Raw genomic sequence first — 18684 nt, 5'->3', positions numbered from 1 at the left:
GCAGGCTCAGCCAGCTGACCCGGTGAGCGCCTACCGCCACATCGCCCAACGGGCCGCTTACGTGCCCATCCGCCAGCTTTGCCAAGTGCTGCGCGTGGCCCCGGCTGCCTACTACGGCTGGCAGCGCCGTCGGCAGCTGCTGGCTTGAAAAATATCTGTGCGCGAGGCGTTTGCCGACCACAGCCAGCACTACGGTACGCGCCGACTGCGCGTGGAAGTGCAAGCGCAGGGCCATCTGGGGTAGGTCGCTGGCACATCCGTCGCGTGCTCAAGGCCCGTGGTTTGCGCGCTCAGCAGCCCCGTTCGTTAGCGGCGGCCCGCACCACCGATTCCAACGGCCGTACGGGCCGCGCCCAACCGCTTGCTGGGTCAACCGGCGCCTACGGCCCCCAACCGGGTGTGGGTAGGCGATATCACCTACTTGCCCCAGCAGGGCGGCAGCTGGCTGTACCTGGTCGTGTGGCTCGACCGTTGCTCGCGCAAAATCGTGGGCTGGGATGTACGCGAGACCATGCCCGAAGACCTGGTCAGCGAAGCCCTACGCCGCGCCCTGGCCGTGCGCCGCCCACCGGCCGGGCTCGTCGTCCACTCCGATCAGGGTATCCAGTACTCGGCCACCCGCTTCAAAGACCTAGTCGCCCAACACGGCACCCAGCAAAGCATGAGCCGGTGCGGTAACTGCTACGACAACGCCCACGCTGAATCGTTATGGAGTCGATTTAAAGCCGAACTGTTCGACGGCGGCAGCTTCCCCAGCTTGGCTTTGGCCAAGCTGGGGAAGCTGCCGCCGTATTGCTTACTACAATGCCGAGCGCCGACATTCTGCCCTCGGCTACTTAGCTCCTAATCATTTCGAAACCCAACTCAAAACAACGTCCCAATTATATCCGGCTTAGGTAGACCACCTCAAAGTGAGGTGGTCTAGTTAGGCTGGACACTTTAGGGCACTAAGTGGAAGAAGCTGTTGGTGAGTGTGATAGGGTGTCTGGTAGTCGATACTGGAGTGCAGGCGTTCGTGATTGCAGTACGGCGACGCTGCGCTGTGCATCCGCTAGGTCGGCAAAAACGGGCCGTTCGCGCAATTCTAGGACCTCGGTTTTGAGGCGTGACCACAGACTTTCGGCCTGCGCATTATCGTAGCAGTCGCCGCGGTGGCTCTGCGAGCGTACGGCGTGGCGGTCGCAGAGCAACTGCCGAGCCCAGCTCATCTGAGGTGGTCGGGTAAATTTGGACAGAATAAGGTCTACTCTTTCGAATGTGGCTGTTGCAGAACGGCCATCCTATTTGCTGTGCTGTCCGTAGCAAGAGGATGCAAGGCAAGAAGCACTTCACCGATAAAGTTGTGACCCGCTTTCGGCTCTCCGAACGGGTCCCGGCGCATACTTTCTATCGCCAACTAGCAGAACTGGTGGACTGGACCTTTCTCTACGAAGAGACGCAATTCCTCTACAGCCATACCGGACAGCCTTCCCCGACCCGGTCGTGTTTTTCAAGCTGGTGCTGGTGGGCCGCCTGATGGAGCATTGTGCCTTACGGCTCGATATTCTCTACTTCTTAGGCTACGAAGTAGATGAGGAGTTGCCTTGAGGGCCTCGGGAGTAGTATGTGCGAATTAAGTACCTGTAACAGTAGTATAGTATAATAGCGAAGCAGCATATTGCTTTTTATTTCCCTGTTCATTATTTTTGATTGTTCACTATTTATGAACGATTAAAAATAATGAACGTATTCCAGAAAGAACAGTTGCTGCTACAGGCTTGCCGTGCATTCGAAAGCTGCACGAAGCTGAACGCACACCTAGTTGCTTTTGCGGAGCAGGCAACGCAACTAGTGCCTCACGGCAGTTACCAAGCTGATGGATGTTTAAGTATCGGTCCGCAGGGACATCTGTTCTTAGTCGAAGCGAAGCCTCATCTCAGACCAGACACTGTGGGGCAGCTCCGTACCATTAATAATAAGGCCGACGAACCGGTAGTGTTAGTGGTACCTTACGTAAGTGACCGACAGGGCGAAAAGTTGCAGCAGCATGGCATACAATATCTTGACACAGCTGGAAACGCCTATTTGCACGCAGCTGAAAGAAGTTTTTTTGTACTGGTAAAAGGGCAGCGACAACCGCTAGCGGAACAACCAACTCAGCACCGAGCATTCCAGCCAGCAGGGGTACAGCTACTTTACCACTTGCTAAGTAAGCCGGCACTGCTGCAAGCTAGCTACCGGGCAATGGCCGAGCAGGCGCAGGTTGCGTTGGGTTCGGTAAGCATTCTACTGCGAAGCTTACAACAGCTGGGCCTATTGCGTGACGAGTCGGGCAAGCGCCGGTGGACGGAGCCCGCACAGGTGTTACGTCGTTGGGTAGATGCTTACTGTGAAGTGGTGCGCCCAAAGCTGGCGGCACAGCGCTACCGCTGGCTCGACTCTGGCATGGCTCGGCAGGGTTGGCAGCACCTAGAGCTAGGCCCTGACATGGCTTGGGGAGGTGAACCCGCCGCGCATTTGCTGCTAGAAGGCTATCTGCTACCCGAATATTTCACCCTTTATACAACTGCTGCACGGGGTGAAGTAATGCGCCGGCTGCGGCTAGTGCCTGATGCTAATGGCAAAGTAGAAGTGCTGCGTCCGATGGATACCACGTTAGGAGCAGAAAAGCCTCAACCGCACGCCGTCCATCCGCTACTGGCTTACGCCGATTTAATTAGAACTACCGACCCGCGCAATCGGGAAGTGGCCCAACTCCTACATGAGCAGTATTTATCCTATCTCACCTGAGCGCTTAAAGCCAGCCGGCATGAGCGAGACCATGGAAGCCTTACAACGCGGGTTTGACCACTTCGGCATCGATTTTTACATTGTGGGCGCGGTGGCTCGCGACATTTGGCTGACTCAGATATACGATGAGCCGGACCGGCGCACGACCAAAGACCTAGACTTAGCAGTGTTCATCAACGATACGAACGAGTACGAAGCCCTACAAACGTGGTTGGTCGAGCACGAAGGCTTTGTGCGAGCTTCGAGTAGTGCATTCTGCTTGCTCTACTCTTCGCCCGTCGGCAGCGTGACAGTCGATCTGATGCCCTTCGGTGCTATTGCCGACGAATTCGGCAACGTATATTTTTCAGGACAGGGCAAGGAGCACATTTCAACGGTAGGTTTTGCGGAGGTGCTAGCCGACGCAGCAACTGTAACTACGCCCACGGGCGAGCAGTGGCGGGTGGTGACGCTACCCGGCATCGTAGTGCTGAAGCTGGTAGCTTGGCAAGACCGCCCAGAAATGCGTGGAAAAGATGCAGTTGATGTATGGAATCTACTGGCCGTATATTTTGATCTGATATACAACGAGATATACACGTTACATTCCGACCTATTTGACGAGGACGATACGGATATCACCAACCTAAAGCTGGTGGTAGGCGCACGGGTTCTGGGCCGTCAAGTGCAACAGTTGCTGACTGGCCACCCAGTACAGCTGCGTCTGCTGATGCTGTTAACCGATCAGCTCGCTCTAAGAGAGCAAAGTCCCCTAGCTCAGGTCATGAGTCGCCAAGGACCTGAACTAGCTACTTGCCTAGCTACACTGGCTGCCCTACGCGCTGGACTGGAAGACACTTGGAGAGCATCAGAAAGTATGGGGCAAGTATAATACTCTCGCGCTTTACGATTAAGGACACAGCCTGTCTAGTCGGTCTTATAAAACGGACGTGGCTGTTGCAGAAGTCCATATTTCGGGTCTGGAACGCGTTGGCCGCGAGCTTTGACAAGAAGAAATGCTGTTTTTGGCTCTTTTCCGAGCAGCACCTCCAGATAAACTTACGATTGGAGTACTCTTCGAAGAGTTCTGCAACAGCCACGGACGTTTTCGTGCCTCTTACGCCTGCCATACCTCGTGGCCTACCATCTCTCGCTGCTCGATGCGGCTCAACTCGGTTTCTTCCGACAGCCCCTACCAGCGGCCACCCGACCCCGGCCCGGACCGAGGCCAGCCCCGCATGAGTACGCTCCTTCATCAACTCGCGCTCAATGCCGCATAGTTCAGCTTAATTTTTTGCTCAAAATAGTAACCGAGGTCATCTATACTGACATAGGGCTGTCACTGGTCCCCTGCACCTTTGTGCATCACCTGACAATAATACCTATTTCGCTCCTATATGGCTCCTCAGTCCTCTTCGCTGCACCATTCCGGTCTGGTACCCGGTTGGCTTAATCGCCGCCTCTTTCCTTTTGAGAGCCACTGGCTCCAACTGGCTGGTCACACCATTCATTACCTCGATGAGGGTCACGGCCCCACCCTGTTGCTGCTGCATGGCAACCTAACCTAGTCTTTCTTATATCGACACTTGGTGCCGAAGCTGGCCCCACATTTTCGCTGTATCGCCTTGGACTACCCTGGCTTCGGGATTAGTACTGCCGGGCCGGGGTATGGCTTCACGCCGCGCGAGCACTCGCAGGTCGTGGAGCAGGTAGTCGAGCATCTGGGTCTGTGCGACCTGCGTGTCATGGTGCAAGATTGGGGCGGTCCAATTGGATTGGGTTTTGCCGGCCGCCGCCCAGACCTGATTCACTCCCTTATCATAGGCAACACCTTTGCCTGGCCCGCTCAAGTCGGTATGGTAGCCTTCTCTAAACTCTTCGGCAGTTCTCTTTTCCGCTGGCTGAACAGGTACTACAACCTAATAGCCCGGCTGCTCATCCCAGCCGGCATGAATCGCCAGCTTAACGAGGCGGAATTAGCCGCTTATCTGGGGCCTTTCGCCACACCGGCTTCCCGCCTGCCCACATGGATACTGCCCAAAGAGATTACGCATAGCCACGCGTATTTGGCGGAGGTAGAAGCTGGGCTGGCGAAGCTACGGGAAAAGCCGGCCCTACTTATTTGGGGCGAGGCAGATGGGGCATTTCGGGAGCCAGACCGCCGCCGGCTACAACAGCATTTGCCCGCGCACCAGGTATTGCTGCTGCCACAGGTCAAACACTTTATTCAGGAAAACGCTCCGCAAGAAATCAGCACGGCGATTCTGGCTCACGAGCGGAGGACGGCAATTCCAGTGGCGTAAGCGAGTCGTCGCTTGCCTTTTTCTTTATGCAGGTAAACCGTTACTTATCCTATGAATAAGGAAAAAGTGCCTTAATCTGCCCACAGAACCAGCATCAGTGGCGGCAATGGCTGCAGCTGCACCACGGCCACTTATCGGGGGTCTGGCTGGTGTATCATAAGAAAATTGCTGGTATCTCTACCCTGCGGTGGAGTGAAGCCGTAGATAAGGCGCTATGCTTCGGCTGGATAGACAGCCAAGCGAAGCCCATGGATGAGCCTACTTATCGGCAATACTCTAGTCCACGCAAAGCCACCAGCGGTTGGTCTAAGGTCAACAAGGAGAAAAATTTAGCGCCTGTTGGCGGCGGGACAGATGATCCTGACGGACTGGCCCGGGTAGCAGCAGCGCAACAAAATGGCTCCTGGGCGCTGCTGGATGAGGTGGAGATGCTGCACCTACCGGCCAACCTCGCTCAGGCTTTCGCCCACCAACCCGCCGCACAGGCGGCCTTCCTACACTTGGGTCATACAGCTAGGCGTGCGCTCCTGCTGGGACTGGTGCTAGCCAAACGACCGGCTACTCCGCCAGCAGCGCCTGGCGGCCATCCTAACCGCTTGTGCCCCGTAACTTACACTTTTTGCTGCATGCATTCCGGCACGTATGCTACCAAGGGCTGGCTAGGAACACGGCCTTACTAAAATCCTCGCTACGCGTTGGGGGCCACGTCGGGGTTCCCGGAAAAGATGCGTAGAAAGACCTCCTGGTTGTTGTCGGCGTGCATGAGGTCCAACAGCTCCCGCGTGTCCGCTTCGACGCCCACCATGCGCTGGCGCATCTTCTCCTCATATGCGGCAATGGCTTGTCCAGTCGTTTCCAAGTGTGTACTGCCCAGCGCCTCGGCCAAGTCCAGAGCATCGACCATCGCCTGGTTAACCCCTTCCCCGTTGGGTGGCATTTGGTGTGCTGCGTCGCCGAGCAGGGTGAGATTGGGCTGCGATGGCCAGGGCTGGTCTAGCGGAAAGTAATAGCTCGGACGGGGCACCACGGTCAGGACCTCGTTGGCAAATACTTCCTGCCAGGTGGGGCTCCACGTGCTGAATTCGTGCGTAAACCACGCGGCGACCGCGGCCCGGTCGGTGCAGGTGATGCCCGAGGTGGCCAACCAGTTTTCGGGCTTTTTCACCCAGATCCAAAAGTTAAGCGTGCCATCGCCCTTGGTCATGAAGCTGATGGTTTGGCCATTTTCCAGTGCCGTAAGACTACCTCCCTGCAGCAGCTGCCATAGCGCGGGTACCCGCTGCGCCGCGTCGGGAAGGGAGCCTTCCAACAGGACAAAGCCGGAATAAACCGGCCGCACTTCGGTAGCGTAGGCGCGCACCTTGGAATTGGCTCCATCGGCCGCCACCACCACGTCGGCGTAGGCGTGGGTTCCGTTTTCAAAGTAGAGGTCCCAGCCCGCACCGGCTGGCTGCATCGCCTTGAAGTGAGCATCCCACATCATGGTTCCCTCCTGCAAGGAGGCTAGGAGCAGATCTCGGAGCGGCCCCCGGTCAATTTCCGGGCGGAAGCCCTCGTCCCCGAAATCCTGGGCGACCTTGTCAGTATGTTGATCGAGCAGGACTTCCAGCTGGCCGTTGACAACGACCATGGCGTCCGCGCCCGGGCGGTAGGTCTGCTTGAATTCCTCTAGTAAGCCCGCTGCAGTCAAGGCTTTTAGCCCCGAGTCGTGGTGCAGGTCCAGGGCCGAGCCCTGCAGCCGGACATGCGGCGAGGCATCGCGTTCGTAGACCTGCACGCTCACGCCCTGCTGCTGCAACAGCCGGGCCAAGGTCAGGCCGCCCGGCCCCCCGCCTACAATGACCACTTTCTTATTGTGTAAAAGCATCGAAGCTGCATTAAAAATCAACGTTGGTGTTGACCATGCAAAAGTGGGCTTACTTTCAGGGGTGAAATAGCCCGTATTGCTCTAAAAATAGTCGCGAATGAAAATAGCTGTGACGGATACCGGCGCTGGTATTGTCTTGCAATTAGCCCAAGCCCTCGGGGCCACCGTGCGGGGGCGTTTCGTCGATATTCCAGCCAGCAAGGGCGGCGGGTACATTACCGGCTTTGCCTGGGGCAGCGAGTTGCGTATGATGGTGCGACACTACTACCTGCACGAGGCGGTGCTGGTGGAAACCACCGACCTGGCCGAACGGCCGGAGGAGGTGGTGTTTCTGCTGCGGGGTATTTTCCCCCCGGTCGCCCAGCCGGCACCCTCTGTACTGCCGGAACCCGCCAGCGTGCTGATCTGCCAGCACGCGGCCTCTTCGGTTATCGATATGCCGGCTAACATGCTGTTTAACAGTGTGACCATTGCCGTTTCCCGGCCCTACCTGCGGCACCTGTTCGGGGAACTGGACCACCCGCTGGTGGCCAGCCTGCTGGCCACCAGCGCCACCTTCGCCGTTGAAACGGGTACTTCCCCCGCCATCCTCCACACCGCCAGCGACCTGCTGCTGCTGGCGGTGCCGGAGATGCTGGCCAGCCCCTACTGCAAGCTCAAGTGCGAAGAACTGCTCTGTCATACGGTGGCCTTGTTGCTGCAGCGCGAGGCCATTGCGCCGGGCAAAATGCACTTGGCCGACCTCCAGGCGATTTATGCCATCAAACGGCGTTTGCAGTCGTCTTTGGGGGAAGCCCCCCACATTGCAGCCCTCGCCAAAGAGGCTAGCATGAGCGAGCCGAAGCTGCGAAAGCTGTTCCGGCAGACCTTTGGCAAAAGCGTGTTTGACTATTATCAGACGCTACGCATGCAGGAAGCCGCCCGCCTACTGAGAGAGCAACGCCTGACGGTTTCGGAGGTGGGCTACCAGTTGGGGTTTACCAACATGAGCCATTTTTCGCGGGTATTTGAGCAGTATATCGGCCTGAAGCCGAAGAAGTATTCGGCACTATAAACGGGAGGACAGCACGGGGTAGAGGGGATGTTTGCTTCCAAAAAAGAGCGTAAAAGATATCACTCAATGTGTAGCATACTTTTTCGCCCCGTTGTGACCAAAACCCCGGAAATGAGGCTTATACATGCGTTCGGTAGACTCTCGAATTCCTTAGCGTGGTTTTTTGTTCTAGCTCTAGTACGCCCCCTAGAACATCTAATGTATGTCAAATAGTATTTGTTTTTCTTAAGGCAGCTATATTTGTAAGCAAAACCAACTTTCTCTGTAAAATATGCAAGTAAATATTCGAAATAGATTTATCAATATCTTACAGATTGGATTATTTTTTATACTCCTAGTCGGCTTTCTGCTCAGATTCCTACAGCTAGAAAACTATCCATTATCTGCACATCATGATGAGCTTTCTAATATATATGATGGTTATTCCATTGCAGAGACTGGAGCCGACCGGTGGGGTCAGAAATACCCGCTAATTCTGAGAGGATTTGGGACGTTAGACTATCGTCCTCCCATGTACGCTTGGTTGAGTGCTATAACTATTAGTCTTTTCGGATTTTCGGTTGCTTCTGGTAGATTAGTATCAGTCATATTAGGCTGTTTTTCTCTAATTATACTTTACTTAGTTGCCAAAAAAATGGGAGGAAAATTGTTTGCTTTTTTTGCTTTACTTCTCATTGTGCTTTCTCCATGGCATATATTGTTTTCTCGAATAGCGTCAGAAGGAACTCTGTTACCTTCATTCTTTTTAATTAGTACATGCTATCTATGGCAAAGAGTTAAAGAGAAAGATTATAATATTAAAAGCTTGCTCCTGTTAGGAGTATGCATAGGCCTTGGAACTAGCACGTACCAATCTAGTAAACTTATTTTTTTCTTATTTACACTTCTTGTCTTCTATGATTTATTTCGGCATGCTAATAAAGCCTTGGAGAAGGGTGTAGCTTTTGCAATTAGCTGTTTAGTCGGCGCTAGTCCTCAGATTATTGCTGCACTCACCATGCCGAAGCAGTTCTTTTCTAGGGCTGAAGGAAGTATGATGAAGTTCTCCTTCTCTTTTGATTACATAAATAGTATATTCAAAAATATACTTTCTAATATATCACCTAACTTTCTATTTTTTGAGTTTGGTAATTATAATTATTTTACTGTAGATAGGTTGCTAATGCTCGAGTTTGTCTTCTTTTATATAGGCTTGTTTTTTATTTACAAAATCATAGATAAAAAACAAGTGATAAGCCCTATGTATTTCTATAGTATATTAATTATAGCTATAATACCTAGTGCTTTAACGCAAGAAAATCCGAACGCGCTACGTGCTTCCTGTTTAATTGTACTGGCACCATTAATAACAGCAGCAGGCATAGTTTTCATTTATAACTACATCAATACACCAGTGCTTAAGAGTGCGTATTTGATTTTTCTTACTACCCTAATTACTTTAAATAGCTATTATTTTATTAATAAATATATTTCTTCTGAAGAACTAAGAAATGTTGGAATGCGGCATACCTTTGTAGAGGCATGCAAGAAAGTTAATATTTATCAGAATAAATATAATAAAATATTTATTCAAGAAGATAACGGCGATGGACAGGATTATATTTTTGTAGCTACTTATTGCTCGATAAAGCCAGAATATTTTCAAATATCCGATAAAGAAATAAATAAATACGGATGGGATAACTTCAAAAAACTTGGTAAATTTTATTTTTTAAGCGCTTCAGAGATTGATAACAAATTAAATAGCGAATCATCTAGAGTTTTGATGGTGCTAGGCGCAAGAAATAATAAGTATAAAATTATTGATAGTGTAGAAGTGGCTAATGAAAAAATGTTTTTGTATGAAAATAGCCTGAAGGCATTATAATTTGGCAGCAACCGTTATGGAGCGACTTGGTAAGTGCGGCGATAAGGCCTTGTATTAGCAACCGGAGCGATACACATACAGCAATGGATTGGTTGAAAGGCTGGTATCGAAGTCGCACTTGGCCCGTGTATTAGACACAATAAACAATTAAAGAGGCGCGAAAACTTCTTTGATTGTTGCATAGGTACGCTGCTCGTAGAAGGTAGACGCAAGGTCAGAAACGCTTTACCAATAAGGTCAGCCCGCACTTTCACTCATCCAAGTGCGGGCCTGAGCATAACGTAGTCGAATCCCTACTTCAAGAGATTTAGCGCTTCAGTAAACCATACTTCAGAATACAGTAGATGGCCCGGACCCCATCGCGCCAGCCAATCTTCTTGCCTTCGGCGTACGTGCGACCATAGTAGCTAATGCCGACTTCATAAATACGCACCCCAGGCACCCGCGCTACTTTGGCCGTCACTTCCGGTTCGAATCCAAAGCGCTTTTCTTCCAGCTGTAGACCCTGAATGATGTCGCGCCGGAACAGCTTGTAGCATGTTTCCATATCGGTCAGATTCAGGTCCGCACATATGTTCGACAAGAACGTGAGGAGGTTGTTGCCGATGCTATGCCAGAAGAACAGAATGCGGTGTGGATTACCTCCCATAAAGCGCGATCCATACACTACATCAGCAAAACCTCGTAGCACTGGTGTGAGCAGCAGATTGTACTCCTGCGGATCGTACTCCAGGTCGGCATCCTGAATAATAACATAATCGCCGGTTGCTTCGCGGATGCCAGTGTGCAGGGCCGCGCCCTTCCCTTGGTTAGCTTGGTGCTTGAACAGGCGCAATTCCATAGCAGGGTATTGGTGTGCATATGCCTCGACCCGCGCCGCAGACTGATCGGTCGAACAATCATCCACGACAATAATCTCCTTGCGGATGCCTTGGATCAAGTCCACCTCGCGCAGTACATCTAAGATAAGGTGGATAGAGCGGTGCTCATTATACATCGGCACCACGATGGAGAGGGTCTTAAATTCTACCAAAGCAGAGAAAGGGATACGGTTTGCATCAAAGTAAAGGATAATATTGCCCATCTTCGCTCTTCCCATTTAGAGAACCTGCGTCAGCGTTTGCACTCCAAGTTACTTATCCGCCTACTGTGTTGTACTGCATTAGCGGAGATTTTCCTACAGGGTAGAGTCAGGGGGCTAGTTGAATGAGAGAAAATTGGGATGTAATTACAACTCCTGTAAAAAGATACTTTAGTGACCAGATCACGTACGCTATATCTTATGTCGCAACGTTGCTTTGCACTCTGAATCTCTTTATAAGGCAGAGTTAAACTTTTAAACGCAACAGTCATGAGTGTAGCTCTACGTTCTTGTTTTTTGCTTTTTGCAGTTTTTACTTTTTGCAGTTGTGCCTCTGACAAGAAAGACAATCCCAGTGAGCCTAGACCCAAACCAAAGATTCTGGTCTTTTATAAGACGGCTGGCTTCTTTCATTCTTCGATTCCGGTAGCTATTACAGCCTTGCAAAAGCTAGGTGCCGAAAATAACATACACGTCGATACGACTAAGGTAGGGGCAAGCTTTAACCAACTCAATCTAGCGCAATACAAGGCGGTAATATTTTTAAGCACCACCGGAGATGTACTGAACGATGCGCAACAACAGGCGTTCGAACACTACATAAAAGACGGGAATGGCTTTGTTGGTATCCATGCGGCTACCGACACAGAATATGACTGGCCATGGTATAACGGATTAGTAGGCGCTTATTTCAACGGACACCCTGCTATTCAGCTCGCTACCCTGCACGTATCAGACAAAAATCATGAAGCAACTGCTTTTCTTCCCGATACCTGGCAACGGACGGATGAATGGTATAATTTTAAAGATCTAAATCCTGACATTCGGGTACTAGCAACGCTGGATGAACAAAGCTACTCTGGTGGCATTCATGGAGATACTCATCCAATCACCTGGTATCATACATATCAAGGCGGGCGGTCATTTTATACAGCTGGTGGTCATACAGACGAAAGCTATCAGGAACCACTGTTTTTACAGCATCTCTTGGGCGGTATACGCTATGCTATGGGGGATTCCCAAAGAGAGACTCATCCAGACCCAAAGCCAACGTATTTATGGACGAATTTGCTAGATCAGCATCTAACCCACTGGAACAAGTTCATTGGAGTGCCACATTACAGCGTTAATCTGCCCGGTTACCCCAAAGGCGATGGCGTAACAGGTACACCAATTGGCCTGAACCAGGACCCTTTAAATGTATTTCAGGTAATCTCAGAAAATGGCCTCCCGGTGCTGCATATTTCTGGAGAAATTTACGGTGGGTTAAGCACTAAACAGGAATTCAGCAATTATCATTTTAAAGCAGAATTCAAATGGGGTACTCGCAAGTACGAACCTCGCTTGAACGACAAACGGGACAGTGGCATTTTATACCATGCGAAAGGTAATCAGGGCGCCTTTTGGAACGTGTGGATGCTGTCGCATGAACTACAGATTCAGGAAGCCGATATAGGAGATTATTTCGGGTTGGGGCCTAGCATGACTATAAATGCCATTTTTAAAAATATAGAAGGGGAGAGTGGTTGGATTTATGAGCCAACGGCTCCGTCAAAATTGTTCGGTCTGAATCAGCCAAATGGCGGCCGCTGCCGTCGAAGACAAAATAGAGAAAAACCATTAGGGCAATGGAACACCATTGAACTAATCTGTTTAGGTCAAAAAAGCATTCATGTTGTGAACGGGGAGGTTGTAATGGTGTTAGAAGACTCCCGAGAATGGAAGCTAGATGGCTCTTGGAGCCCGCTTGTAGATGGCAAAATTCAACTCCAGTCTGAAGCAGCAGAAGCTTACTATCGCAATATATGGATCAGGCCAATTACAGAGATTCCTTTGGAATTCCGCTAAAGTAGAGCTTGTCAAAAGGGCTTAGCTGTAAACGACAAGCTCATACATACGTCCAGAAAGAGGAACGGGAAGGAAGTAGCTTTATTGAGCACGCACTGCCTCCAAACATGGATAGCCAAGATGAGGTGGTCGAGTAAATCTGGACAGAATAGGTTTTACTCTTTCGAACGCCATGAAAGTCAGCCCCCCACCCGCCAAGTGTCGGCGCTATGACGTCGCCTTCCGCGCCGAAGCGTTGCGCCTAGCCAGCGAAAGCCGCTCGACCCAGGCGGCCCCCGTGCGCTCAACATGAGCCCCAAGTTGCTCTACAAGTGGCAAAAAGAGGCGCTCACGCCAGTCGCAGCAGCCCGCGGAGCGGAGTTAAATCTGGACACGGCAGCTGAATTGCGTCAGCTGCGGGTCTTGGCTCGGCGGCAGGTGCAGGAGCTGGACATTTTAAAAAAAGCCATTGCCAGTTGCTTGTTATGAGCGCAGGCTCTCACAGACACCGGAACAACGAGCCGCTATCGTTTCATTGAGGCGCAACGAGAACAGTACGCCGTGCGGCGGCTCTGCCAGCTGGTGCAGGTGCCGGCCAGTGGCTACTACGCGTGGCAGCAGGCAGCAACCAAGCCGGAACCGGCGTGAAAAACGGCGCTGGTGAAGTCGTTTGGGGTGCATAAGCGCTGTTATAGCACGCGCCGCCTGCAGGTAGCGCTGCGCAACAAGGGACACCGGGTGGGGCGTCAGCACCTATGGGCCGCCGGGGCCTGCACGCGCTCCAGCCGAAAGCCTTTACGCAGCGCACCACCGATTCAACCCACGGGCTGCGCTGCGCGCCCAACCGACTGCTCGATCAGCCCAAGCCGACGCAAGCCAACCGGGTCTGGGTCAGTGACATCACGTATTTGCCGCTGGCCAATGGCGACTGGGCCTACCGGTGCGCCTTTCAGGACATGGCCAGCAAGCAGGTGCTGGGCTGGCACGTGATGGCCACGATGCCCGAGGAACTGTGTACGCTTCCCTCTTCGATAAGCCAGTGGTAGGCAGAGGTTAAGCGGCTTGTTTAAATTCGAGTGGGGTCATAAAATTCAAGGCCTGGTGGGGCCGTTGGGTGTTATAGTCGTGCCGCCACTCGTCCACCAGCTGGCGCACGTGGGCCAGCGAGCGGAACAGGTGGGCGTCGAGCAGTTCGCGGCGGAACGAGCCGTTGAAGCGTTCGATGTAGGCATTCTGCGTCGGCTTACCGGGCTGAATCCAGTGCAGGGAAATGCCCTGCTGCTCACACCACTCACTCAGCTTGGCGCTGATAAATTCAGGGCCGTTGTCGGTGCGCAGCTGCAGGGGGCGACCATAGCACTCGACTAAGCGCGTGAGTACCTGCACGACGCGACTAGCAGGCAAAGAGAAGTCGATTTCCACGCCCAGCAGTTCGCGGTTGTAGTCGTCGAGCACGTTGAGCGTGCGGAACCGGCGGCCGTCGGTCAACACGTCGCTCGTAAAGTCGAGTGACCAGCACTCGTTGGCGGCCTCGGGCACCACTAGGGGCTGCTTGATGCGGGCGGGCACACGCTTTTTCAGGCGCCGAGGCAGGTTAAGGGCCAGGGCCCGATAGATGCGTAACGTGCGTTTATGGTTGATTAGCAGTCCATTTTTGCGCAAGCGGTGGTGCAGTTTCCAGACCCCCCAGCCCGGATGCCGCCCACTTAACGCCCGCAGGGCCTGCTGCACGGGCGCATCGTTTCGCCCCTGCGCCACGGGATGATAGCTGCCGCGCGCCAGCCCCACCAGGGCACACGCCCGGCGCTGGCTCCAGCCCTTCCTTACTAAGCCCTGCGCTGCCTGGCGCCGCGCCGCAGGGCTACTTACTTTTTTCGCAGGATCTCCTTAATGGCCTGATTCTCTAGGCTTAGGTCGGCGAACATCTGCTTGAGCTTACGATTCTCCTCTTCCAGGTGCTTGAGCCGGGTGAGCTCGGCGACGCTGGCCCCGGCGTATTTGCTTTTCCAGGCATAAAACGTGGCCTCGCTCAAGCCATGCTCGCGCGCAATCTGGGCCACCGTCTGCCCACTGGCTTGCTGTTGAAGAATGGCCACAATCTGGGCCTCGCTGAATCGTCCTTTTTTCATTTCTCAGTCGTCAGGTAGGGAAAGTTACATCTTTCTCTACTCACAACTGGCGCTCGGTTTGGGGAAGCGTACAACTGATTAACACGGCTTTGCAGCGGGCTTTTTGGGCGCAGCCACCCACGCCCGGCTTGCTCGTCCACTCGGACCGGGGCGGGCAGTGTTGCGGCAATGCCTACCGTAAACTGCTGCACGACCATCACGTCCTGCGCTCGCAGAGTCGCCGCGGCGACTGCTACGATAACGCCCAAGCTGAAAGTCTGTGGTCGCGCCTCAAAACGGAGGTACTCGAAGTCCGCGAGCGGCCCGTTTTTGCCGACCTAGCCGACGCCCAACGCAGCGTGGCTGAGTATTTTGACTACTACAATCACGAGCGCCTGCACTCCAGTATTGGCTACCAGACGCCGTATCACACTCATCAACAGTTGCTTCCACTTAGCACCCTAAACTGTCCAGCGTAATCGGACCACCTCAATCCTGCATGCAGGATAGCTCCCTTATATAGCCTTGTTGATAAGATCTTACAGTTTGTTGTCACGAATTTTGTCCTTTGCCCTTTTACCGCGGCTCATGTTGCTTTGTGCCATCTTCTCATCTTGCTTTTTACCGCCATTCTGGGCGTGGGCAAGCGGTGTGGCCAGCACGAGTGTGAGGACGAGTAGGACCGAAGAAGCGGAAACGAGGAACGTACGCATGTGAGAGGGGTGAAAAAGTGAGCAATAAAGTAGTTTCCAGCAGACAGACGCCCCACTTAATAGGAACTTACATCTTACTTAAAAAACCTCTATTCCTGCTGGAGCCCCGCCTCGTGCGTGTCGATGAGCTGCTGCAAGCGGGCGCGCAAGCTGACCGGTAATGGCAGGTCGGCTGGCACAACGGCCTCGGCTGCCGCTTTGGCCTGACGAGCCAGGAAGGAGCTTTGAAACGCATAGCGCCGGCAGTAGGGACAAAGGCGCAGGTGCGCCCAGAGCTGAGCATTGGTTTTGGCTGGCAGTGGTGCGTCGGCGCGGCGTTCCAGGAGCAGGGTGGCTTGCTGGCAGTTGAAGAGGGGCGAGGGAATGCTCATGATGCGGGGGGGGACTGAAACCAGTTCTTTTCGAGGCAGCGGCGCAGCTGCAACTTGGCCCGGTGCACGATGACCCAGTAGTTTGACGGCGAGAGGCCGAGTTCCTGACAAATAGCCTCGGCCGGCAGTTCCTCTACGAAGCGCAGCACAAATACGGCCAGGTGCTGCGGCGAAAGCCGCTCCTGGCAGCTTTTTAGGATATGTTGAAATTCAGCCTGTTCTACCAGCACATCCCCCCGACCTTCGTCGCCTACCCCGTCCCAGGGGGCCGGGTATTCCTCCTCGCGCCAATGCCCGTCGGCCGGCCGAAAAAATTCGGCTTCCGGCAGCTGCTCGGGCGTGAGGGTGAGCGGGACGAAGGGCGAGCGGGCCTGCCGCCGGTAGTGGTCAATAATTTTGCGCTTCAGGATGACAAACAACCACGTGCGCTCCGAGGCCTGCCCGCGAAAAGACGCCTGGGCTTCTAGGGCGCTGACGAATGTGTCTTGCACCAGTTCCTCGGCCATACCTGCCTCCGCCACGCGGCCCAGTGCGTAGCGGTACAGCTCGTCGCCGAAGCGAGCAAGCCACTGCTGAGGCTCCAAACCAATGAGCGGCGTTCGCATTGCGCTAAAAGTCAAGTAAGTAAGGAGTATAGTACGAATAAAGTAAAAGCCAGCGTAGCCTATGTAAGTCGACGGCCTGCCTACCGGACAACTCTTACAGGCGAGGTAAAAGAGGCCGGTGGCTCGCTTGCATCAGCAGGGCACTTCTATTGGGTATGATTCGGCTGCTCGTCGGCTTACCCTAGCCTAGACGCCTTCGGGCCTCCATCCTTACAAGGCGGGGGTGATTTTTTTACCGCCCCCGCCCTGTAAGGAGTGGCCCAACACTCCGTCTACCGGACCAGCTGCCCCTCGCATGAGAGGGTAGTGCCCTCTTGTTTCCTGTTGCGTATGAAAGTCGTTGTCGAAAAGCACCCGCTGGCTATTCGCTGGTTTCACTGGCTCAATTTTCCCATCCTCAGCCTCATGCTATGGAGTGGGCTCTGGATCTATTGGGCCAACGACGTATATCGCCTCGGCTGGGGCAGCACGACGCTGCTTCAGTTCTTCCCTACTTCCTTCTACCAAGCCTTTCACCTCGACCACAAGCTAGCCCAGGGCATGGCGTGGCACTTTGTGCTGATGTGGGCTTTCTTGCTCAACGGACTGCTCTACGTGCTCTACACGGCTATTTCCGGCGAGTGGCGCTACTTGCTGCCTACCCGGCACTCGTTTCAGGAAGCCGTTCAGGTGACGCTCCACGACCTGGGCCTGCGGAAGAACGGGCCGCCAATCCGCAAGTTCAACGGCGCCCAGCAGCTTGCCTATACCGCCGTCATCCTGATGGGCGTGGGCTCGGTACTGACAGGCCTGGCTATGTATCAACCCGTGCAGCTGGGCTGGCTTACGCAGCTGCTGGGCGGCTACGAAACGGCGCGCTTGCTGCACTTCGCGCTTACGGTGGGATACGTGCTCTTTTTTATCGTGCACATCGCGCAGGTAGTGCGGGCGGGCTGGAACAATTTCCGAGCAATGGTAGCCGGCTTCGAGCTGAAAGACGTCGACCCCGCTACTCGCAACGTACTAGCTGGCCCGACAGCCCTGCCCGCCGGCGATACCCCGAGCAAACAGCAGTAGCAAGCATCCGCTTTTCTTTTCTATTAACTACTAACTACCAGCAGGCTGCTGGCTTTTGCTATGACCAACGAAACGCCCCCCGCGCCGCCAGCCGTTAACGTCGCCGTGCCAGCTCCTGCTTCCGAAGCGGCGGCCCTACAAGCAGCTACGAAGCGCTCGAGACGCTCTTTTATCGGGCTGGGCCTAGCCGGCCTAGCGGGGCTGGCCGGCTGGCGCTACCTACTGCATACCCCTGAGGCCGACGGCCTTCCGGTGGGCTTGCGCAATGTACTGGATTTCAACGCGCAGCTCACGCAGGCCTACTCTAAACATACGCGCCTAGCCCCCGAGTTTACCAAAGGCCACGCCCGCCGCTTGCGTGCTAACGGCGACGTGGGCCTAGGTAACGAGTTCGACCCGGCTACCTGGCAGCTTACCGTGCAAGGCTACGCTGCCCCCGGCGCGCCGGCCCGCACCCAGCACGTCACCCTAGCCGACGTAAAAGCCCTGCCGCGCACCGAGATGACCACCGAGTTTAAGTGCATCGAGGGCTGGAGCGTCGTGGTGACCTGGGCCGGGGTACGGCTTACCGATTTTCTGGCCCGCTACCCCCTGGCCACGGCCTCGGGTCAGCCCATCCTAAACCCCGCGGCGCCCCCAGCCGATGTGGCCCGCTACGCTAGCTTCGTGACGCCCGACGAGGCGTACTACGTGGGCCTGGAGCAGGAAACGGTACTGCATCCTCAAACCCTACTTTGTTACGAGTTGAACGGCCAGCCGCTACCGCTGGAACACGGCGCCCCGCTGCGCCTGGTCACGCCCCTCAAGTACGGCATCAAGCACCTCAAGCGCATCGGTACCATCGCCTTCACCGATACCCGCCCCGCCGACTACTGGGCCGAGCGGGGCTACGATTGGTACGCTGGGCACTGAGCGGGCAAAGTAGTTCACTTGAATAAGTACGTAAGGAAATTCATACAATTTTCCTGCCTCTTGCCAGCTAACTGCATACTCTACGCTAAGAATTTTTATACAAAAAATCTTAGCGTAGGGTGTAAGGTAAGGGCTGGTAGGGCGTCTAGCAGGTAAGAAGTGCACTTTTCCC

Annotated in this window: 22 protein-coding genes; 16 read left to right on the top strand and 6 right to left on the bottom strand. The window is 54.0% G+C overall.

The features are described 5' to 3' along the window. Positions 1-22 precede the first annotated feature (22 nt). From KYK14_RS22295 to KYK14_RS22415, 8 genes are all read left to right on the top strand, one after another. Complete coding sequence (locus tag KYK14_RS22295) at positions 23-148, top strand: hypothetical protein (protein WP_279592476.1); 126 nt, start codon at positions 23-25, stop codon at positions 146-148. Positions 149-328: 180 nt separating this feature from the next. Then, positions 329-847, top strand: coding sequence for an IS3 family transposase (locus tag KYK14_RS04295; RefSeq protein WP_343217054.1), 519 nt, complete (start codon positions 329-331; stop codon positions 845-847). Between the two features lie 408 nt (positions 848-1255). After that, positions 1256-1516, top strand: coding sequence for a transposase (locus tag KYK14_RS22650; RefSeq protein WP_484825365.1), 261 nt, complete (start codon positions 1256-1258; stop codon positions 1514-1516). Positions 1517-2181: 665 nt separating this feature from the next. Next, complete coding sequence (locus KYK14_RS04290) at positions 2182-2769, top strand: type IV toxin-antitoxin system AbiEi family antitoxin (protein ID WP_219157186.1); 588 nt, start codon at positions 2182-2184, stop codon at positions 2767-2769. 19 nt (positions 2770-2788) lie between these two features. After that, positions 2789-3640, top strand: coding sequence for a nucleotidyl transferase AbiEii/AbiGii toxin family protein (locus KYK14_RS04285; RefSeq protein WP_219157183.1), 852 nt, complete (start codon positions 2789-2791; stop codon positions 3638-3640). 505 nt (positions 3641-4145) lie between these two features. Continuing rightward, complete coding sequence (locus KYK14_RS04280) at positions 4146-4316, top strand: hypothetical protein (RefSeq protein ID WP_219157181.1); 171 nt, start codon at positions 4146-4148, stop codon at positions 4314-4316. A 21-nt stretch (positions 4317-4337) separates the two neighbouring features. Next, positions 4338-5051, top strand: coding sequence for an alpha/beta fold hydrolase (locus KYK14_RS04275; protein WP_219157178.1), 714 nt, complete (start codon positions 4338-4340; stop codon positions 5049-5051). A gap of 149 nt (positions 5052-5200) precedes the next feature. Further along, entirely contained in the window at positions 5201-5731 is a 531-nt protein-coding gene (locus KYK14_RS22415) for a YdeI/OmpD-associated family protein (RefSeq protein ID WP_219157175.1), read from the top strand. A gap of 8 nt (positions 5732-5739) precedes the next feature. Here the strand turns inward: KYK14_RS22415 and KYK14_RS04265 are convergent, their stop codons facing one another. Then, a complete protein-coding gene (locus KYK14_RS04265) occupies positions 5740-6918 on the bottom strand; it encodes an FAD-dependent oxidoreductase (protein ID WP_219157172.1) in 1179 nt (392 codons plus the stop codon). Between the two features lie 97 nt (positions 6919-7015). Here KYK14_RS04265 and KYK14_RS04260 point away from each other — a divergent pair, with 97 nt between their 5' ends. Then, positions 7016-7972, top strand: coding sequence for a helix-turn-helix transcriptional regulator (locus tag KYK14_RS04260; protein ID WP_219157170.1), 957 nt, complete (start codon positions 7016-7018; stop codon positions 7970-7972). A gap of 271 nt (positions 7973-8243) precedes the next feature. Beyond that, on the top strand, positions 8244-9839 hold the full coding sequence (locus KYK14_RS04255; protein WP_219157167.1) for a glycosyltransferase family 39 protein: 1596 nt from the start codon (positions 8244-8246) through the stop codon (positions 9837-9839). 307 nt (positions 9840-10146) lie between these two features. Here KYK14_RS04255 and KYK14_RS04250 read toward each other — a convergent pair whose 3' ends face one another. Then, positions 10147-10923, bottom strand: a complete 777-nt coding sequence (locus tag KYK14_RS04250; protein WP_219157164.1) for a glycosyltransferase family 2 protein — start codon at positions 10921-10923, stop codon at positions 10147-10149. Positions 10924-11190: 267 nt separating this feature from the next. On the opposite strand from KYK14_RS04250, the gene KYK14_RS22410 reads away from it, so the two are divergent. The 3 genes from KYK14_RS22410 (at position 11191) to KYK14_RS04235 (ending at position 13793) form a co-directional block, all read left to right on the top strand. After that, entirely contained in the window at positions 11191-12768 is a 1578-nt protein-coding gene (locus tag KYK14_RS22410; protein ID WP_219157161.1) for a ThuA domain-containing protein, read from the top strand. Positions 12769-13056: 288 nt separating this feature from the next. Then, positions 13057-13236, top strand: coding sequence for a hypothetical protein (locus tag KYK14_RS04240; protein ID WP_219157158.1), 180 nt, complete (start codon positions 13057-13059; stop codon positions 13234-13236). Between the two features lie 266 nt (positions 13237-13502). Then, a complete protein-coding gene (locus tag KYK14_RS04235) occupies positions 13503-13793 on the top strand; it encodes a hypothetical protein (RefSeq protein ID WP_219157156.1) in 291 nt (96 codons plus the stop codon). Positions 13794-13800: 7 nt separating this feature from the next. Here KYK14_RS04235 and KYK14_RS04230 read toward each other — a convergent pair. Further along, a protein-coding gene (locus KYK14_RS04230; RefSeq protein ID WP_219157153.1) for an IS3 family transposase occupies positions 13801-14876 on the bottom strand; the annotation gives its coding sequence in 2 pieces (ribosomal slippage) (positions 13801-14624 and positions 14624-14876; 1077 coding nt in all). 128 nt (positions 14877-15004) lie between these two features. On the opposite strand from KYK14_RS04230, the gene KYK14_RS04225 reads away from it, so the two are divergent. Continuing rightward, entirely contained in the window at positions 15005-15334 is a 330-nt protein-coding gene (locus KYK14_RS04225; RefSeq protein WP_219157150.1) for an integrase core domain-containing protein, read from the top strand. A 60-nt stretch (positions 15335-15394) separates the two neighbouring features. On the opposite strand, the gene KYK14_RS04220 is transcribed toward KYK14_RS04225, so the two are convergent. The 3 genes from KYK14_RS04220 to KYK14_RS04210 all read right to left on the bottom strand — a co-directional run bounded on the left by KYK14_RS04220 (position 15395) and on the right by KYK14_RS04210 (position 16544). Beyond that, positions 15395-15568, bottom strand: coding sequence for a hypothetical protein (locus KYK14_RS04220; RefSeq protein WP_219157146.1), 174 nt, complete (start codon positions 15566-15568; stop codon positions 15395-15397). An 89-nt stretch (positions 15569-15657) separates the two neighbouring features. Then, positions 15658-15939, bottom strand: a complete 282-nt coding sequence (locus KYK14_RS04215; RefSeq protein WP_219157143.1) for a hypothetical protein — start codon at positions 15937-15939, stop codon at positions 15658-15660. Continuing rightward, complete coding sequence (locus KYK14_RS04210) at positions 15936-16544, bottom strand: sigma-70 family RNA polymerase sigma factor (RefSeq protein WP_219157140.1); 609 nt, start codon at positions 16542-16544, stop codon at positions 15936-15938. Before KYK14_RS04210 ends, KYK14_RS04215 begins: the two co-directional genes overlap by 4 nt. Positions 16545-16874: 330 nt before the next feature. Between KYK14_RS04210 and KYK14_RS04205 the strand changes: the two genes are divergently transcribed. Continuing rightward, positions 16875-17600, top strand: coding sequence for a cytochrome b/b6 domain-containing protein (locus tag KYK14_RS04205; RefSeq protein ID WP_219157137.1), 726 nt, complete (start codon positions 16875-16877; stop codon positions 17598-17600). Positions 17601-17660: 60 nt separating this feature from the next. Continuing rightward, positions 17661-18512, top strand: a complete 852-nt coding sequence (locus tag KYK14_RS04200; protein ID WP_219157134.1) for a molybdopterin-dependent oxidoreductase — start codon at positions 17661-17663, stop codon at positions 18510-18512. The last annotated feature ends 172 nt before the right edge of the window (positions 18513-18684 follow it).

It is taken from the genome of Hymenobacter profundi (assembly GCF_019334315.1).
GTDB classification, from domain to species: Bacteria; Bacteroidota; Bacteroidia; order Cytophagales; family Hymenobacteraceae; genus Hymenobacter; species Hymenobacter profundi.
Note: the sequence above shows the minus strand (reverse complement) of the source record. Positions and strands in the feature narration are given on the sequence as shown.

Bases quoted from the DNA above. Each gene is read 5' to 3' on its own strand.
- KYK14_RS22650 (WP_484825365.1), top strand. From the start codon at position 1,256: ATGTGGCTGTTGCAGAACGGCCATCCTATTTGCTGTGCTGTCCGTAGC.
- KYK14_RS04285 (WP_219157183.1), top strand. From the start codon at position 2,789: ATGAGCGAGACCATGGAAGCCTTACAACGCGGGTTTGACCACTTCGGC.
- KYK14_RS04280 (WP_219157181.1), top strand. From the start codon at position 4,146: ATGGCTCCTCAGTCCTCTTCGCTGCACCATTCCGGTCTGGTACCCGGT.
- KYK14_RS04265 (WP_219157172.1), bottom strand. From the start codon at position 6,918: ATGCTTTTACACAATAAGAAAGTGGTCATTGTAGGCGGGGGGCCGGGC.
- KYK14_RS04260 (WP_219157170.1), top strand. From the start codon at position 7,016: ATGAAAATAGCTGTGACGGATACCGGCGCTGGTATTGTCTTGCAATTA.
- KYK14_RS04255 (WP_219157167.1), top strand. From the start codon at position 8,244: ATGCAAGTAAATATTCGAAATAGATTTATCAATATCTTACAGATTGGA.
- KYK14_RS04250 (WP_219157164.1), bottom strand. From the start codon at position 10,923: ATGGGCAATATTATCCTTTACTTTGATGCAAACCGTATCCCTTTCTCT.
- KYK14_RS22410 (WP_219157161.1), top strand. From the start codon at position 11,191: ATGAGTGTAGCTCTACGTTCTTGTTTTTTGCTTTTTGCAGTTTTTACT.
- KYK14_RS04240 (WP_219157158.1), top strand. From the start codon at position 13,057: ATGAGCCCCAAGTTGCTCTACAAGTGGCAAAAAGAGGCGCTCACGCCA.
- KYK14_RS04235 (WP_219157156.1), top strand. From the start codon at position 13,503: ATGGGCCGCCGGGGCCTGCACGCGCTCCAGCCGAAAGCCTTTACGCAG.
- KYK14_RS04220 (WP_219157146.1), bottom strand. From the start codon at position 15,568: ATGCGTACGTTCCTCGTTTCCGCTTCTTCGGTCCTACTCGTCCTCACA.
- KYK14_RS04215 (WP_219157143.1), bottom strand. From the start codon at position 15,939: ATGAGCATTCCCTCGCCCCTCTTCAACTGCCAGCAAGCCACCCTGCTC.
- KYK14_RS04210 (WP_219157140.1), bottom strand. From the start codon at position 16,544: ATGCGAACGCCGCTCATTGGTTTGGAGCCTCAGCAGTGGCTTGCTCGC.
- KYK14_RS04205 (WP_219157137.1), top strand. From the start codon at position 16,875: ATGAAAGTCGTTGTCGAAAAGCACCCGCTGGCTATTCGCTGGTTTCAC.
- KYK14_RS04200 (WP_219157134.1), top strand. From the start codon at position 17,661: ATGACCAACGAAACGCCCCCCGCGCCGCCAGCCGTTAACGTCGCCGTG.